The following is a 16,103-nucleotide window of genomic DNA, read 5'->3' on the forward strand; positions in this document are numbered from 1 at the left end:
TGTTTGCGCCGGTTATTGATTGTTGAAGTATAGAAAAATCTAAAATGTGCGTAAGGCAAAAAATCAATAGGGTCTGACTCTGTCAGACTCAATTGATCCTTGATCGCTGTCGAATAACTGGGTTTGATTCGCTAGAATGTTCCACCGTTTTGCGTCCTCCAGGTAACCGATACCGCTTTGTTCTGAGGAGTGTTTTGATAGACGCTCATTCTGTTTTGGGTTAATGAAAATCCCGACTTTCCACCCTGAGGCCACCCAGCAAATGACTATGGTCCACCAGCCGCTTGGCGATCAGATGTTTGACTTCCCCTTCGCTTTGCCAGACGCCGTATACCGTCAAAAGCCTCGAGTTCAATAGTTCGCGGCGTTGTTTCAGGACGAGCAGGTTCCATACCACCACATTTATTATCCCGGTCTCGTCTTCCAGCGTCACGAATACGGCGCCGCTGGCAGTTCCGGGGCGTTGCCGGCAGGTCACGATACCGGTCGTCCGCACCAGGCGCCCGGTCGGGTAATTATCCAGCTCCATTGCCGAGCGCAAATTCATTCTGGCCAGTGTCGGCCGCAGCAAGGCAAGCGGATGCCTGCGCAGGGTGAGTTCCATGCTGGCGTAATCCGAAACAATTTCCTCTCCTTCAGGCGCAGCAGCAATGGTAGGCAATGTCTCCTTTACCGGAGCCTCTCGCATCAGATCTGATTGCCTGATATGGGAGGCGGCCGCCCATAGGGCTTCGCGCCGGTGGCCTGCCAAGGCGCATAATGCATCCGCGCTGGCGAGGGCGCGTATTTCAGTAGCATTCAGAGAGGCGCGGTTCGCCAGATCGGCCGTGCTTTCAAAAGAAGCGGTTTTTCTTGCCTCAACGATACGCGTGGCGGCTTTCAGGCCGATTCCTTTCACCCTGCTCAAGCCCAGCCGCACATTGGGTGGGGCGGGTCGAGAAGTCTTGGTCATCTGTTCTTCAAGCGTGCAATCCCACCCGCTGATGGTTATGTCCACCGGCTTGATTTGAACGCCATGCCGTTGCGCATCCTGGATCAGTTGCGAAGCGCCATAAAAAAATAAGAAAAAAAAGAACAGACTGCGATTTCTTCGTTTGAGACAACGAACAGAAACGCCTTTGCTTTGAAAATATCAAAGCATAAGCCCCTCAATAGAATATCAAAATCTTCTTTTCAGGTGGCGGTGGAGCTGAACCAAATATCACTCGAGGGACGATCTATCCCCTCAGTAAATCAAAATGACCGACGGATCAATCTGATCTGCGGCCGAATTATCATCCCTAATACTTTTAACACTTCTAACATTTTTAACATTCACAAATTGGTCACATTTACAAAATCTTTCCTTCACAGGGGGTATGTTAATTTGCGCCTCATCGGCAATTCATGTCCGGTTTTAATGGTTCCAGCGTGCCCATGATGCCATCTTTGCAGGTGGGAAGTCGGGAGTCCAGGTAATCAATTTTATTATAAGAGGAGTGTAACAATGTCAATCTCCAGTCTTCTCGTACCAGCGATACTTTTTTTTGCCCTCGGTATGTTCGCGTGCATCATCAAATCGGATCTGAAATTTCCGCCCGACATGCACAAGATGATCGTGATCTATCTGCTGATCGGTATTGGCCTGCATGGCGGCAAGGCGCTTGCCACTTCAAATATGGGTGATGCCCTTCCCGCGGTGTGGGCGGCACTCGCGTTTGGTATTGGACTGCCTATAATTGCCTACATTATTTTGCGAGCCGTTGGAAAGATCGATCCGCTCAACGCTGCGGCCATCTCGGCGCATTACGGTTCCGTGAGCGCGGGTACCTACATGACGGCAGTGGCGTTCCTGGCCGGCATAGGCGTGACCTATGAGGCCTATCCCGTGATCATGCTGGCGATCATGGAATCACCCGCGATCATGATCGGCCTGGTGCTCGCCGGTTACTCTCGCAAGATTTTGGGAGGGGCGGCAAAGGCGGACAAAGGGATGTACAAGCATCTGATTCTCGAGGCTTTTACGAATGGCAGCATTCTGCTGCTATTTGGATCCATGGCGATCGGTGCTGCGGTTTCCGATACCAGCTACAAGAAAATTGAACCGTTCTTTGAAACCATTTTCATGGGTGCGCTATGTATATTTCTGTGCGACATGGGGATGGAAGCCGGAAAAAGATTGTCGGAATTCAAGCAGGTGGGACTCTTCCTGGTTGGGTTCGGGGTAGTAATGCCCCTGATAGGAGCGTTTTTCGGGCTGCTGTTGGGTCATTACTACCTTGGATACTCGGTAGGTGGCGTCACCCTGGTAACGGTGCTTGCGGCAAGCTGTTCATATATTGCGGTGCCACCGGCGATGCGCCTTGCAATACCGGAGGCTAACCCGTCGTTTTACCTGACTCTATCGCTTGGATGTACTTTTCCGTTCAATGTGGTGATTGGCATCCCGCTCTACTATGCGGCTGCCCAGTATCTGGCCGGGCAGTAAGAAAGTTTCGAGACGATTCAGTAATCCATTGAATTGTTAAATATCCCTGGACGTGATTAAAAATTATTCAGTCCAGGTTATCGCAGATAACCTTATATCGAGGAAAAACCATGATTATGAGACCTGATACGTTAATCTCAATGAAGCGGATAGACATTGTAATAGATGAAGAGGCGCTAGACGATTTGCTGGAGCTCTGCCGGGCAGCCGGGGTGCGTGGCTACACAGTTATCAAGCAGGCGGGCGGACTCGGGTCGCGTGGTGAGCGGCGCCCCGACGATTATGCCTTGGAAGAAAAGAACGCTGTAGTGATTCTAGCCTGCGAGGAAAAGCAGGCGGAGAGAATTATTATGTCGCTTCGACCCAAATTGAAAGATTTCGGCGGAATGTGCCTGCTTTCCGATTGCCAGTGGGTCATAGGACCCGCGGTCTCATATTGAGCTGGATGGTGGATGCGAACAATCCAGGTGATCAATCTTGAAATCAAACTGAATCCCGGTTCATTTCCGCTGCGGATTTTCAATTATTTAACTTGATTGGGCATAAAAATGGCTAGACCTGCTACGGGACGCGCATTCATAAAGACTGCGAAGGAGCGAATCGCATCAGCCAAAACGGTGGATGCCCTGCGTGCAGCGCAGGCATTACTCCTTCCGCTGGAGTTTGGGCTATCACTGGAACAGACGGCGACAATCATTGGATTATCCAAGAGTCGCACCGGGAAGCTCAGGACGCGGTTTAAACTTATTGAAAGTGGCGCCGTACAAATCAGAGCAAAAAAAGAGCTGCGGAATCACGCCCGGATGAGCCTTGACGAAGAGGCAAAATTTCTGGCGCGTTTTGTTAACCAGATCGAAGTCTCGGATGTCTTTCCTATCTCGCAATTGAAGGCTGAGCTTGAACAATACCTAGGCAGGCCTGTATCGACCTCGACTGTTTATCAATTGCTCCGTCGCCATGGGCTTTGTCACAACTGGCGCAACATTCGAGAACGGATATCATAGTTGCACAAGCTTCTTGGGAAAGATTGGACCAGCGGAATAGGGACAGCCACAAGGTATTGGGAGTAATGCGCCCTCGATCTTGATTATTCAAAACGCTCGCACATTTCTTAGTAGCTAGTAGGAGCGTATTTGTCAGTCTGTCCTAATTTTCTATTGGAGTCTGCGCATTAGCGATCAAGGGCGTTTTTTTGATCAATTAGGAGCGAAAATTCGTTTAGAGAATGTCGGTATGGGCTTGACGACGATGCCAGCTTCCAGATTGATCAGGTAGTGGGTGGGATAGGCATAAAAGCTGGACCGCCGGGTGCCGCCGTCCAGCGTGCAGCCGGATCGGTACGGGAGATGTTCTGGGGGGCGTCTCGACTGAGTTGGTTTATTTCAAACTGGCAGAATAGGTCGATTCGGGACATTGGATTCCGATAATTGCCAGATCAAGCTGAATCTAATGAAAATCCCGGCTCTCCACCCTGAGGCTACCCAGCAAATGACTATGGTCCACCAGCCGCTTGGCGATCAGATGTTTGACTTCCCCTTCGCTCCGCCAGACGCCGTATACCGTCAAAAGCCTCGAGTTCAATAGTTCGCGGCGTTGTTTCAGGACGAGCAGGTTCCATACCACCACATTTATTATCCCGGTCTCGTCTTCCAGCGTCACGAATACGACGCCGCTGGCAGTTCCGGGGCGTTGCCGGCAGGTCACGATACCGGTCGTCCGCACCAGGCGCCCGGTCGGGTAATTATCCAGCTCCATTGCCGAGCGCAAATTCATTCTGGCCAGTGTCGGCCGCAGCAAGGCAAGCGGATGCCTGCGCAGGGTGAGTTCCATGCTGGCGTAATCCGAAACAATTTCCTCTCCTTCAGGCGCAGCAGCAATGGTAGGCAATGTCTCCTTTACCGGAGCCTCTCGCATCAAATCTGATTGCCTGATATGGGAGGCGGCCGCCCATAGGGCTTCGCGCCGGTGGCCTGCCAAGGCGCATAATGCATCCGCGCTGGCGAGGGCGCGTATTTCAGTAGCATTCAGAGAAGCGCGGTTCGCCAGATCGGCCGTGCTTTCAAAAGAAGCGGTTTTTCTTGCCTCAACGATACGCGTGGCGGCTTTCAGGCCGATTCCTTTCACCCTGCTCAAGCCCAGCCGCACATTGGGTGGGGCGGGTCGAGAAGTCTTGGTCATCTGTTCTTCAAGCGTGCAATCCCACCCGCTGATGGTTATGTCCACCGGCCTGATTTGAACGCCATGCCGTTGCGCATCCTGGATCAGTTGCGAAGCGCCATAAAACCCCATCGGCAAGCTGTTGAGCATTGCACACAGGAATGCGGCGGGCTCGTGGCATTTAAGCCAGGACGATACGTAAACCAGCAGCGCAAAGCTGGCGGCGTGGGATTCCGGAAATCCGTATTCGCCGAAACCCTCGATTTGCCGGAAGATTCGCTCGGCAAACTCCTGGTCATAACCCCGGTCGACCATGCCGTTGATCAAGCGCGCATGAAAAGAGCCGAGTCCGCCTTTTCTTTTCCAGGCGGCCATGGAGCGCCGTAGCTGGTCTGCTTCACCTGGGCTGAAGCCGGCGGCAAGCATGGCTATTTGCATGACCTGTTCCTGGAAGATGGGGACGCCGAGCGTTCGCTCCAAAGCGGTTTTGATTTCATCGCCTGGATAGTCCACGTCTTCCAGTCCTTGTCTGCGGCGCAGATAAGGATGCACCATGCCACCCTGGATCGGCCCCGGGCGGACGATGGCAACTTCTATGACCAGATCGTAAAATTTTCGGGGTTTCAGGCGCGGCAGCATCGACATCTGCGCGCGCGATTCGATCTGGAAGACGCCGATGGTGTCGGCTTTGCAGATCATGTCGTAGGTCTTTTTATCCTCCTTCGGGATATCCTGCATTTGGAATGGAATGCCGCGCCGGGCGGAAACCAGGTCGAGCGTGCGGCGGATCGCCGATAGCATGCCCAGCGCCAGCACATCAATTTTCATCAGCCCCACCGCTGCAAGGTCGTCCTTGTCCCACTGGATGATGCGGCGGTCCGGCATGGCGGCGTTTTCGATGGGCACGATGCGGCACAGTTTGTCGCGCGAGATGACGAAGCCGCCTACATGCTGGGACAAATGACGCGGAAATCCATATAAGACTGGGATCAATTGCATCAGCTTCCGGATAACCGGACTGTCGGGATCGAAGCCATTTTCGATCAGTCGATTGCGAATGTCCGAGGCTTTATCCCACCAGGCCAAAGAATTGGAGAGGCGTTTGATGCGTTCAATATCGAGTCCCAGCGCCTTGCCGATATCCTGAATTGCAGAACGGGTGCGATAGGTGATGACCGTGGCCGCGATGGCGGCACGATCCCGGCCATATTTCCGGTAGATATACTGGATAACTTCTTCCCGGCGGTGGTGCTCGAAGTCGACATCGATATCGGGCGGCTCGTTGCGTTCCCTGGAGATAAACCGCTCGAACAGCAAATTGCCGCGCTCCGGGTCGATTTCGGTAATACCCAGGCAATAGCAGACCGCGGAATTGGCTGCCGAGCCCCGCCCCTGGCAAAGAATGCCTTTCGACCGGGCGAACCTGACAATATCGAACACTGTCAGAAAATAGGGTTCATACCCAAGCTCGGCGATCAGCTGCAACTCCTGCTCGATCTGATCCTTGACCTTGACCGAAGCGCCGTTGGGAAAACGTCTTGTCATGCCCTCCCCGACCATGCGCCGCAAATAATACGCATAAGTTTCATCCGCCCTGGCATCCGTTCCGGTCAATTCCTCGGGATATTCATAGCGCAGCTCATCCAGCGAAAAAATGCAGCGTTTTGCCACTGCAATGGTCTCATGCAGAAGTTCCGGCGGGTAGAGTCGGCTCAACTGCGAACGGGTGCGCAAGTGCTGCTCGGCATTGGGCTGCAATGCATAACCGCATTCGCACAGCGGCTTGCCCAGACGGATGGCGGTCATCGTATCTTGCAGGGGCTTATGGGAAGGGTCATGCATGGTGACATCGCCGGCCGCCACAAGCGGCATTCCCGTAATTTTTGCAGCTTGCCGGACTCTCTCAAACAACAGATTTTCGTCTGCGTGCAGCAATAATTCGACAGCAGTCCAGCAACGCCCTGGAAATAGCGACAGTACCCAGCGCATGTCATGTATGAGGGCGCCATTCTCCTGAGCCGGACGAGGGATTAATAAGACCAGGCAATCCTGCAGGAGAGCCAGATGCGGCGCGTCGTGACAGCTTTCAAAATCCTCGCGGCTTATACGGTAAGTCCCTTTCCCGGCACGCTGCCTTGCCAGTGTTATCAATTCGCACAGGTTGCCGTAGCCATTCCGGTTCATCGCGAGGCAGACGAGCCGTAATCCATCTTCCAGGATGAACTGGCTGCCGATCAAAAGATGCAGACCGGCTTTCTTCGCCTCCGCATGCGCTTTTACGATACCGGCCATGGAACATTCATCCGTAATGGCCAGTGCGGTATAGCCTAAGGTCGCTGCGCGTTCAACCAGTTCCTCCGGAAAGGAAGCGCCCTGCAGGAAGCTGAAGCTGGAACAGCAATGCAGTTCAACGTAGGCAGGAATCGGGGAGTCCATGCCAGATAAATATTGGAGAGAGGGGCTCCGGAATGAAGTCAGAGCCATGATTTATCCAAAAAGTCCCTGCAAATACCAGCCATTGCCCTTATTTCCTGCTGCCGGGCTATGTTCGCGGTAAATCCATAACAATTGGCCCAGCGCATTTTCCGCAATAAAATAATCGCGGGCGACCGGCGCATCATCCCACCAGCCTGCTTCGATTCGCTCCGGTCCCGCAATCAATTTCAATGGCGAACCATAAACCGGCTGGTGACGCTGCACCTTCAATTGCAGTGGCGCCGCCATTAACCATGCCGGACGGGGCAAGTGACACGCTGATGCCGATGGAGTTGCTTTTCGGCATGAAGCGTTACTCCTCCTGCTCATTTCTAAAGACTGAGACCTTTGGCTGTATTCCGGCCGATGGTCAGAGATAACATTCAAACCGGTAATGGCTTGCGGCCCGAGGCGGGAAGAAACTTTTTCGATAAACCGGTTCAGTGAGGTTGCCTCCGATTGCGAGGTTGGGAACAGCTCCAGATTAGGATTTGTCCCGGCCGTTATCTGATCCGCTATCAGCTCCAGCCCGCAAATTGCGGCCGCTATTTCCATGCGCTCCAGCCGCTCACGCAGCAAGAGCATCAGGTGCTCCACGTCGTCGCTTTGTTCGGAAAGTTTTATGTGCAGTGGCGTGGATCTATGCGGCTGCCGCAGCGAATATTCGTGATGCAAAATGAATGAGAATTCCAGGACTGCGGCATGACGCAAAGATAGCCAGCCGCACATTTGCCCGATCATTCGCTGCATGGGAACCCGTATCAACTCGCCACTTTCAACCTGGGTCATGAATTCCGTTTTTTGTTGAAAATATTCCGGTACCTCAAGCCACTGTTGCGGATCTGGCAAGTCGCCGCAGGCACGATCCAGTTCCGTCAGCAAATCCGGGCCAAACCGGCGTGCCAGGCCGCTGCGAGGCAGTTGCCGTAAATCGGCCAATGTCTTGCAGCCTATGCCGCGAATGACTTCAAGATAAGGCTGAGCCGTTTCCAGTAAATAAATGGGCAGGGAATCAAGCAACGATCGGAACCTGGAGCCCGCGCCATTGATGACGGTTTTCAGCGGGGCGGATTGCGCAAGCAGCCATGCCCCCTTGGCAGTGGGGGCAATCCCCACACAGAGTTGCAAGCCTTGCGCGGCCACTGCCTGGTTGAGTAGCTGGCATAATTTTTTCAAGCCGCCAAATAGCTTCAGGCTTTCGGAAACTTCGGTAATCAGCCCGCTGGCTTGCATGACGACATGGGGCGTGAAACGAAACGCGGCATACGCAGCTTCCCGCAATGCTTTCATTTCTTCATGCGGGTCATGTTCCACCACCACCAGATCGGGAAAAAGAGACAAAGCACTGGCCAGTGGCTGGTGTGCCGCGACTCCTTGCTGTTGTGCCGGCTTATTGGCTTGCCGGATGTAAACCTGATTTCCCGTGCGAATCGTTGCCGCCATTGCGGGAATCAACGCCACCGGAAACCGGCGTTCGATCCAGTCAAGCGATAGGGTTGGGCAATGAAGAGCGATCCACAACATTGCATTCACGCATGGGTTAAGGTGGCCGAAGAAGTAATGAAGCTGAGGGAAGGCCTGGCGGGCAGGGTGATGTAAATGGGCAAGTCAGTCGGGGTGCCCCTGCGCTTCAGCAAACGCACGGAAAGCATATGCTGCCGTACTGAACCGAGCAATATTCTTAGCGAGGCTGCAGAGGGTTCAAATTGTGCGCTCGCCGGCCTGAATAAAAAAACCAGGCTGGCGGCAGTGCGCGCAATGATTTGAAGCCTGCGCGTCATTTGCTGGTTTATGCCGGGCAGCCAGCCGATGACAGCTCCAAAGGCGGCACTTTTGATGCCTTGTTCGAGCACCCATAACCGCTCGGCCGGTCTGTCAATTCTGACCATCACAATGCGCCGGCTATCGATATTCAGATTTTCCCACGCATGCATATAGGGAATATAAGGCGGACTCACCAATAGAATAGTCCTGCCATTTCGCGTGATTTGCTCAAGCGATGGACTCAATAATCTTATTTCTCCCAACCCTTCCGTGGGTAACAACAATTCCGTCAGGCTGTGAGGGGACCACCCTCCTCCCGGCAATGCTTTATCCAGTTCATTGAAGCCACTGGAAATGATCTGATCAGGCGCAGATCCTGATGGGTCGCCTCGCCATATCCGGTCCCGGAATCGGGTTTCGATTTGTAAAAGCGATAGGGGTGCCAGAAGTAAGGATGGAGAAGCAAGCGTTGGCATGGCGAAAGAGTTTTCATCTATCAATGATTGGAACCATGGGTATATCCCGAAGTACGGGCTTTCCGAATGAGGCCCACATACAACCCATAGATTTCCAGTCCCTGTTCAGGCCGGATGGGCGGGTAGTCCCCGGCTCGACTATGGTTGCGTGCTTCGAGGTAATAACCTCTTTTATCCTTGGCCAGGACTTTGAGCGTGAATTCGTTATCCACGATTGCCAATACCACTTGACCGGATGAAGGCGAATTGCCGCGTTCGATAATCACCATATCTCCCTCGAATATGCCCAGATCAATCATCGAATCGCCTTTGACGGGAAACAGGATGGTTTGGGAAGGTTTTTCGATAAGATAATCATCGATGCGCAGCAATTCAGGCTGGACGTCGGCGGCCTGTTGAGGCATTCCCGCCCGAACCGCATGTCCGACTGTTCGCTCGAAAAAGCGGGGTCCGGGACGTGACCGGCCACCCGGTGCATTTTCAAGAAAGCCTTCTTCCTTCAAACGCTGAACGATCTGATGTGTCCAGGAACGCGCCTTTCCATTCCAAAGCGCAGACAATTCGGTTATTGAAGGGATAACGCTTTCCCTGGCATAGTAATCCCGTAGTTTGCCAAGATAAGAGGAGATATCGAGCTGTTGCATAATGGATCAGTATAGAGAACGATTGTCCTTATTATAGAGAACGATTGTTCTTTATTCAAGCGAGCTGAAGAGAATGGCATTCCCCCTCCACCTTTATCCATGGATTAATCTTGATCCTGTTTTGAATCCATCAAGCAAGTGAAGGTTTGGTTTTCAGCAATATCTTCTTAATAAAATTGTTAACCATAAGGACCGCAGGATTCAAATCCGTCACTTCATGCGTCTCGCCAACTTTTGGTAATCATTCTGTCACGTGAGACCCCTACACTCTGCACTATGCAAATCTATGAACAGATCAAGAAATACTAAAAATGAAATATTGGAGTATCCGGCGCCGCGCGCAAGCAGAAAATGGATTCACGTTACTCGAGTTGCTGGTTGTCATGGTCATCATTGGATTGCTGGCCGGTTATGTGGCGCCCAAGTATTTCTCCCAGGTGGGCAAGTCCGAAGTCAAAGCAGCTCAGGCGCAAATCGATGCCATAGAAAAGGCGCTGGACCAGTATCGGCTGGATGTCGGCCGCTACCCTGCCACCGAGCAAGGGTTGGCTGCGCTGGTGACACGTCCGGGCAATGAACTGAGATGGCAGGGGCCTTACCTCAAAAAGATGGTGCCGCCCGATCCGTGGGGGCGGCCATACATTTATAAAAATCCGGGCGAACGCTCGGAGTTCGATTTGTATTCCCACGGTAAGGACGGCCAGCCTGGCGGGACGGGCGACGCGGCAGACATCACGAACTGGTAGGTTGAGATGCGTTACGAAGTGAAAGCTGTGCTTACCGGACAAGGCACGGTATTCCTCGAACTCGATGCGGAGAGCGAGGATGAGGCCCGCCTCCAGGTAACGTCGCAAGGCGGCACGGTTTTGAACGTGCGCCGGAGGTTTGGCGGCTGGATGCCAAAATCCAGGCTGCGTTTTCCGCTGGCACATTTCAGCCAGGAGTTGTTGTCCCTGCTGGAAGCGGGACTCAGCCTGGTAGAGAGTATCGAGACGCTATTGGACAAAGAGCAGGATGCCGCCGTGCGGAAAGTTATCGAGGGCCTGCTGGCGCGGCTCTATGAAGGCATCACTTTATCGCGCGCGCTGGAGCTGTATCCCCAAGCGTTTCCCCCCCTTTATGTCGCGACTGCGCGGGCCAGCGAGCGCACCGGCGATCTGCCCGAAGCGCTGACGCGTTTCATCAGCTATCAGACGCAGATGGATCTGGTCCGCAAGAAACTGATCGGCGCCTCCATTTACCCGGTTCTTTTGCTGGTGATCGGGCTGCTGGTCGCCATGTTCCTGCTGGTTTTCGTTGTACCCAAGTTCAGCGCCATCTACGAGGATATGGGGTCCGATCTGCCCTGGCTTTCCGTCATGCTGATTGAATGGGGGCATCTGGTGCATGAGCAGGGAGGGCAATTGGCAGTCATCGGAACGGCCGTGCTGGGCGTGGTTGTTTACGGCATAACGCGGCCGTTGTTCAGAGTGAGGCTGGCCCAGCAATTATGGCGCATTCCCGCCATTGGTGAACGCATGCGGGTTTATCAGCTTGCCCGCTTCTATCGGACGCTGGGCATGCTGTTACGTGGCGGCATTCCGATAACCAAAGCATTGGAGATGGTTAGCGGCCTGCTGCAGCCGCACTTCCGGCCCAGGGTGCAAGCGGCTGCCTCTCGCATAAGCGAGGGAAAGACGATCTCCAGCGCGATGGAGACAGAGGGGCTGACCACCGCGGTCGGCGATCGCATGCTGAGGGTCGGGGAAAGAACCGGTCTCATGGGGGAAATGATGGAGCGCATCGGCAGCTTTCACGATGAGGAAATTGCGCGCTGGGTCGAGTGGATGACCAAGCTGATCGAACCCTTGCTCATGGCGGTGATCGGTGGCGTGATCGGGGGAATCATCATCCTCATGTATATGCCGATATTCCAGTTGGCGGGAAGTGTCAATTGAGCCAATTAGCTGAAGCCGTCTTGCCGTTACCGTCGGCTGCACCGCTGCCGGTGGATGTGCATTCCGAAAATAGGGCCGGAGCAGCGCGTGATCTCGCGCTATCACCGGTCGCTACGCCCCGGATGGATGTGCATCGGCTTGAGCAGGCACGTAGGGAGGCCTCGGTCCGGGGCGTTTCAGTGATGGCCGTGCTGGAAGAAGCCTGCGGCCTTGCGCCCGATCAACTGGTTGCGGAACTCGGCCGACTGCTCCGGATGCCCGTGTTGACGATGGAGGATTTGCGAGCATTTCCTCCCGCATTCGAGACGCTGCCTTTTAACGAGGCGGTTGTACGGGAATGCGTATTGTTCCGGCGGGAGAAACAATACGTTCTTGCCGTGGGCAATCCATTTTCACCCAACCTGAGAGCTTGGGCGGAAGACCGGTTTGAAGTCGCGGCGGCATGGCATCTGGTGCATCCCGCCGATCTGGCCGCTTTTTTTGCGCTGCAGGAAAAGACAATGCGCGCCATGGATAGCGTGCTTCCCGCAGCGGAACGCGGGACCCCGAAAGCAGGCGAGGAGGATCTTTCACTCAAGACGATCAACGAAGGCAGCAGCCCGGTGGTGCGGCTGGTGCATTCCACGCTGTATGACGCCCACAAGTCGCAGGCAAGCGATATCCATCTCGAAATGGTGACGGGCGCATTGTCGATCAAATATCGGATCGATGGTGTGCTGACCCTGATCGGTGTGGTGCAGGGTCCGGACCTGGCCGAGCAAGTGGTTTCCCGGATCAAGGTGATGTCCGATCTGGATATTGCCGAGCGCCGTGTACCGCAGGATGGGCGCTTCAAGATCTCCATCCAGGGGCGGGAGATCGATTTCCGCGTTTCGATCATGCCGAGTATTTTCGGCGAGGATGCCGTGCTGCGTATCCTCGATCGGCAGGCGCTTGCCGATCATGTCGAGGGACTGACCTTGAACCATCTTGGTTTCAATCAGGCCGCCATAGCGAGTTTCCGCCGTCTCAGTTCCGAACCGTATGGCATGCTGCTGGTTACCGGTCCCACCGGCAGTGGCAAGACCACAACGCTGTACGCCGCGATTTCGGAAGTCAATGACGGGCAAGACAAAATCATCACCATAGAGGACCCCATCGAGTACCAGCTGCCCGGCGTGTTGCAGATACCAGTCAACGAAAAAAAGGGGCTGACTTTTGTACGTGGTTTACGCTCGATTCTGCGCCACGATCCGGACAAGATCATGGTCGGCGAAATCCGTGACCCCGAAACGGCGCAGATCGCCATACAAGCGGCGTTGACGGGCCATCTCGTGTTTACCACGGTGCATGCCAATAACGTATTCGACGTCATCGGCCGTTTTTCACATATGGGGGTGGATCCCTACAGTTTTGTCTCCGCCTTGAACGGAATCGCCGCGCAAAGGCTGATTCGGCTCCTTTGCTCGCATTGTGCGGTGGAAGAATGGCCGGACGAGGAACTGATCACGGAATCCGGTATCACGCCCGAGCAAGCCGCCACATTTCGCTTTCGCGTTGGCAAGGGCTGCGGCCAGTGCCGGGGGAGCGGTTACCGCGGACGGAATGCAATCGCGGAAATGCTCATATTGAATGACGAAATCCGCGAACTCATCATAGCGCGGGAGCCCATACGCAGGATAAAGGAGGCGGCGCGGCGCGGCGGTACCCGTTTCCTGCGCGAAGCGGCGCTGGAAATGGTGAAAGCCGGGCAAACAAGTTTGCAGGAGGCCAATCGTGTCACCATTGTGGCGTGATCAGGTGCGGGTTTTTTTCGCGCCCGGCCGGGTCGAGCTGGTGCGTTGGCACCGGGGAATAAAACCGGTGCAGGGTGCCAGGCTTGCGGCGGCTTGCGAACGCGATCCGGATTCGCCTGCCTGGGAGCAGCCTCTGCGGCAATTGGACCGGATGATCGCGGATGCCGCCGGCGTGGATATGATTATTACGATATCCAACGACTTTGTGCGATACGCGGTGGTATCACCGCAAGCGCAGATCGTGACCCCCACCGAGCTGTACGCATACGCGGCTTTTCACATGCGCGAGGTGTACGGAGAGAGAGCCGCGGCCTGGACACTCGGCATGAGTGCCTGGGACCCCTGCAATGGAGGCGTTTGCGCTGCGATAGAAAGCACGCTGCTTCAACGATTAAACGAACTCGCAACGCAACACAAAGTCAGGTTAAAAAATATAGTGCCCTACCTGTCGGGCGCCTTCGATCAATGCTGCAAACAGTTCCAGGGGGGGCGGATATGGTTTGCCCTCGTGGAAACCGGGCGCCTTTGCCTCGCCTCGTTATCGAACGGCGTCTGGCAGCGGATACGCAACCAGCGTATGTTGCAAAATGCGGAAGACGAATTACTTGCCGCGCTGGATCAGGAAGCGATCCTGTTTTCAACGCGCAAGGAAGTTGTCGAGCAGGTCTATCTGTTTGCGCCGGAGCACCCGGAATTGGCTTTGCCGGAAGATTGCGGCTGGCGGATTATTCCATTGCAAACCGGGAAGGTGCCCGCGCCGTCGCATTATCCGCTCGCTGTAGCGTCTCTGCACCGGAAAAACTGATGCGCAGCTTGAATCTGAAATTTCCTGACGGCGGGCAGGAAGCACGAAGTGCCGGATACGCCATGCTGGTAATGGGCATGCTTGCTTTGGCCGGTGTGTTGTATCAATACCAAGGGGCCATGGACGAGGTGGCCTACTGGGATTTGCGCATCGCCTCCATGGATCGCCAGGCGGGCAGGAAGACGATGCCACTGGGTTCTCCATCCCAGGGAGGACGGGAAATAAAACAGGAAATCAGAAGAGCCAACGCGGTACTGAGCGAGATCGACTTGCCATGGGGTGCGCTGTTTGATTCTGTCGAGTATGCAACAAGCCCCGAGGTGGCTCTGCTGTCGTTCCAGCCGGATGCTGCCGGCCGAACGATGCGAATGGGGGGTGAGGCAAAGAGCATGCCGGCACTGCTTGATTTCGTCAGCGCCCTGGAGCGCGAACCGGTTCTCAAGGATGCCTATCTGCTTAAGTATGAAATCAAGCAGGACGATCCGCAGCGGCCGATCATTTTTTCCATTATGGCATCATGGATCGAAGCATCCTGACAAACGCGTTGCTGCGGCTGCGCTGGCAAACGGAGCGGCTCGGCAATGCCGGAAAAATCGGCTTTGGGCTGCTGGTTTTCTCGATCGTGTTTTTCTTTTCTGCGGTACAGCCGCGCCAGGCCGAGTCAAGCGCTCTCATGGACAAAGCCGAAACGATGCGATTGCACTTTCGGGCGGAACCGATGCGCGTGTCAGGCAGAAAAATGCAAAGCGATCAGGGGCTGGGGGATTTCTATGCCTTCTTCCCGAATATCGATTCGTCACCATTCTGGATCAAGGAATTGGTGCAGGTTGCGGAGATAGCCAACGTGGAGATCAGCGGTAGCGAATATCGCATGGTGCGCGACAAGGGATGGAAGCTTGCGCGCTATGAGATGATGCTGCCGGTTCGGGGCGGATATCCACAGGTGCGCGCTTTTATCGCGGATGCCCTGCGCGTTGTTCCCGCCATGGCGCTCGTGGATATTGCGATCAAACGTGAAGGCGTGGAGTCCGAATTGCTCGAAGCGAGTCTCAAGTTTCATCTCTATCTGAATGAAGGCAAGAGATGAAGACGGCAGGGCGGGGGCGCATATTATGGCTGGGAGGAGCGTTGCTGGCGACGCTTCTCGCCACCCAGTGGGTGAGTGGCGGAGACGGAGGCGTGGATCCAGTATCCGCCGTTCCCGAACAAAAGGCTCCGGCAAGGGAGATGAAGGAAATCCGCCCCGTCGACGATGACGGTGCACAACTTGAACTTGAGCGTCTGGAACGCAGGAAGTTCGGCACACAGGCTGGCGACCTTTTTAGCCGTCAATCATGGGTACCGCCCCCTCCTCCCGTGAAGCCCCAGCCACCTGCCCCGCCGCCGCTGATGTTCAAATATCTCGGCAAGGTGACCGAGGGGGATGAAACGCAGGTCTTTCTCGCCTTGGCTGAACGCAACTATGTCGTCAAGATTGGAGAAAAAATAGATCACCAATACCGGCTGGATGAGGTGACCGATCACACCATCACCCTTACTTATATACCGCTCAATGCCAAGCAGATGCTTTCGACAGGCGGCGGAGTGTAAGGAAGAGCCCGCA

Annotated in this window: 15 protein-coding genes; 10 read left to right on the forward strand and 5 right to left on the reverse strand. The window is 54.7% G+C overall.

The window, feature by feature from the left end; genetic code table 11:
• Positions 1 to 220: 220 nt before the first annotated feature.
• Positions 221 to 1,078: a helix-hairpin-helix domain-containing protein gene (locus tag EBAPG3_RS03400; RefSeq protein WP_085921905.1), complete on the reverse strand. Its 858-nt coding sequence runs from the start codon at positions 1,076 to 1,078 to the stop codon at positions 221 to 223.
• Positions 1,079 to 1,486: 408 nt separating this feature from the next.
• Between EBAPG3_RS03400 and EBAPG3_RS03405 the strand changes: the two genes are divergently transcribed.
• From EBAPG3_RS03405 to EBAPG3_RS03415, 3 genes are all read left to right on the forward strand, one after another.
• The gene (locus EBAPG3_RS03405; protein WP_004178764.1) at positions 1,487 to 2,467 is read left to right on the forward strand and encodes a sodium-dependent bicarbonate transport family permease; all 981 of its coding nucleotides are present in this window, start codon (positions 1,487 to 1,489) and stop codon (positions 2,465 to 2,467) included.
• 110 nt (positions 2,468 to 2,577) lie between these two features.
• A complete protein-coding gene (locus tag EBAPG3_RS03410; protein WP_040852633.1) occupies positions 2,578 to 2,907 on the forward strand; it encodes a P-II family nitrogen regulator in 330 nt (109 codons plus the stop codon).
• A 177-nt stretch (positions 2,908 to 3,084) separates the two neighbouring features.
• Positions 3,085 to 3,471, forward strand: a complete 387-nt coding sequence (locus EBAPG3_RS03415; RefSeq protein WP_004178768.1) for a COG3415 family protein — start codon at positions 3,085 to 3,087, stop codon at positions 3,469 to 3,471.
• A 442-nt stretch (positions 3,472 to 3,913) separates the two neighbouring features.
• Here the strand turns inward: EBAPG3_RS03415 and EBAPG3_RS03420 are convergent, their stop codons facing one another.
• The 4 genes from EBAPG3_RS03420 to EBAPG3_RS03435 are packed head-to-tail and all read right to left on the reverse strand — an operon-like array spanning position 3,914 to position 9,983.
• Entirely contained in the window at positions 3,914 to 7,108 is a 3,195-nt protein-coding gene (locus EBAPG3_RS03420) for an error-prone DNA polymerase (RefSeq protein WP_269466953.1), read from the reverse strand.
• A gap of 3 nt (positions 7,109 to 7,111) precedes the next feature.
• Entirely contained in the window at positions 7,112 to 8,623 is a 1,512-nt protein-coding gene (locus EBAPG3_RS03425) for a Y-family DNA polymerase (protein ID WP_004181038.1), read from the reverse strand.
• Positions 8,624 to 8,628: 5 nt separating this feature from the next.
• On the reverse strand, positions 8,629 to 9,339 hold the full coding sequence (imuA, locus tag EBAPG3_RS03430; RefSeq protein WP_004181041.1) for a translesion DNA synthesis-associated protein ImuA: 711 nt from the start codon (positions 9,337 to 9,339) through the stop codon (positions 8,629 to 8,631).
• Positions 9,340 to 9,359: 20 nt separating this feature from the next.
• The gene (locus tag EBAPG3_RS03435) at positions 9,360 to 9,983 is read right to left on the reverse strand and encodes a LexA family protein (RefSeq protein WP_004181042.1); all 624 of its coding nucleotides are present in this window, start codon (positions 9,981 to 9,983) and stop codon (positions 9,360 to 9,362) included.
• A 311-nt stretch (positions 9,984 to 10,294) separates the two neighbouring features.
• On the opposite strand from EBAPG3_RS03435, the gene gspG reads away from it, so the two are divergent.
• The 7 genes from gspG (at position 10,295) to EBAPG3_RS03470 (ending at position 16,090) form a co-directional block, all read left to right on the forward strand.
• Positions 10,295 to 10,729: a type II secretion system major pseudopilin GspG gene (gene gspG / locus EBAPG3_RS03440; protein WP_004181044.1), complete on the forward strand. Its 435-nt coding sequence runs from the start codon at positions 10,295 to 10,297 to the stop codon at positions 10,727 to 10,729.
• Between the two features lie 6 nt (positions 10,730 to 10,735).
• Positions 10,736 to 11,920, forward strand: coding sequence for a type II secretion system F family protein (locus EBAPG3_RS03445; protein ID WP_004181045.1), 1,185 nt, complete (start codon positions 10,736 to 10,738; stop codon positions 11,918 to 11,920).
• Positions 11,921 to 12,042: 122 nt separating this feature from the next.
• Positions 12,043 to 13,695, forward strand: a complete 1,653-nt coding sequence (locus EBAPG3_RS03450; protein ID WP_051049122.1) for a GspE/PulE family protein — start codon at positions 12,043 to 12,045, stop codon at positions 13,693 to 13,695.
• Positions 13,676 to 14,500 (forward strand): hypothetical protein, encoded by an 825-nt coding sequence (locus EBAPG3_RS03455; protein WP_040853258.1) that lies wholly within the window; start codon positions 13,676 to 13,678, stop codon positions 14,498 to 14,500. Before EBAPG3_RS03450 ends, EBAPG3_RS03455 begins: the two co-directional genes overlap by 20 nt.
• Entirely contained in the window at positions 14,500 to 15,036 is a 537-nt protein-coding gene (locus tag EBAPG3_RS03460) for a PilN domain-containing protein (protein WP_004181053.1), read from the forward strand. The genes EBAPG3_RS03455 and EBAPG3_RS03460 overlap by 1 nt, the downstream gene beginning before the upstream one ends.
• The gene (locus tag EBAPG3_RS03465) at positions 15,018 to 15,587 is read left to right on the forward strand and encodes a hypothetical protein (protein WP_004181054.1); all 570 of its coding nucleotides are present in this window, start codon (positions 15,018 to 15,020) and stop codon (positions 15,585 to 15,587) included. The genes EBAPG3_RS03460 and EBAPG3_RS03465 overlap by 19 nt, the downstream gene beginning before the upstream one ends.
• Entirely contained in the window at positions 15,584 to 16,090 is a 507-nt protein-coding gene (locus EBAPG3_RS03470) for a hypothetical protein (RefSeq protein WP_004181056.1), read from the forward strand. The genes EBAPG3_RS03465 and EBAPG3_RS03470 overlap by 4 nt, the downstream gene beginning before the upstream one ends.
• The last annotated feature ends 13 nt before the right edge of the window (positions 16,091 to 16,103 follow it).

This window comes from Nitrosospira lacus (assembly GCF_000355765.4).
Classification (GTDB): Bacteria; Pseudomonadota; Gammaproteobacteria; order Burkholderiales; family Nitrosomonadaceae; genus Nitrosospira; species Nitrosospira lacus.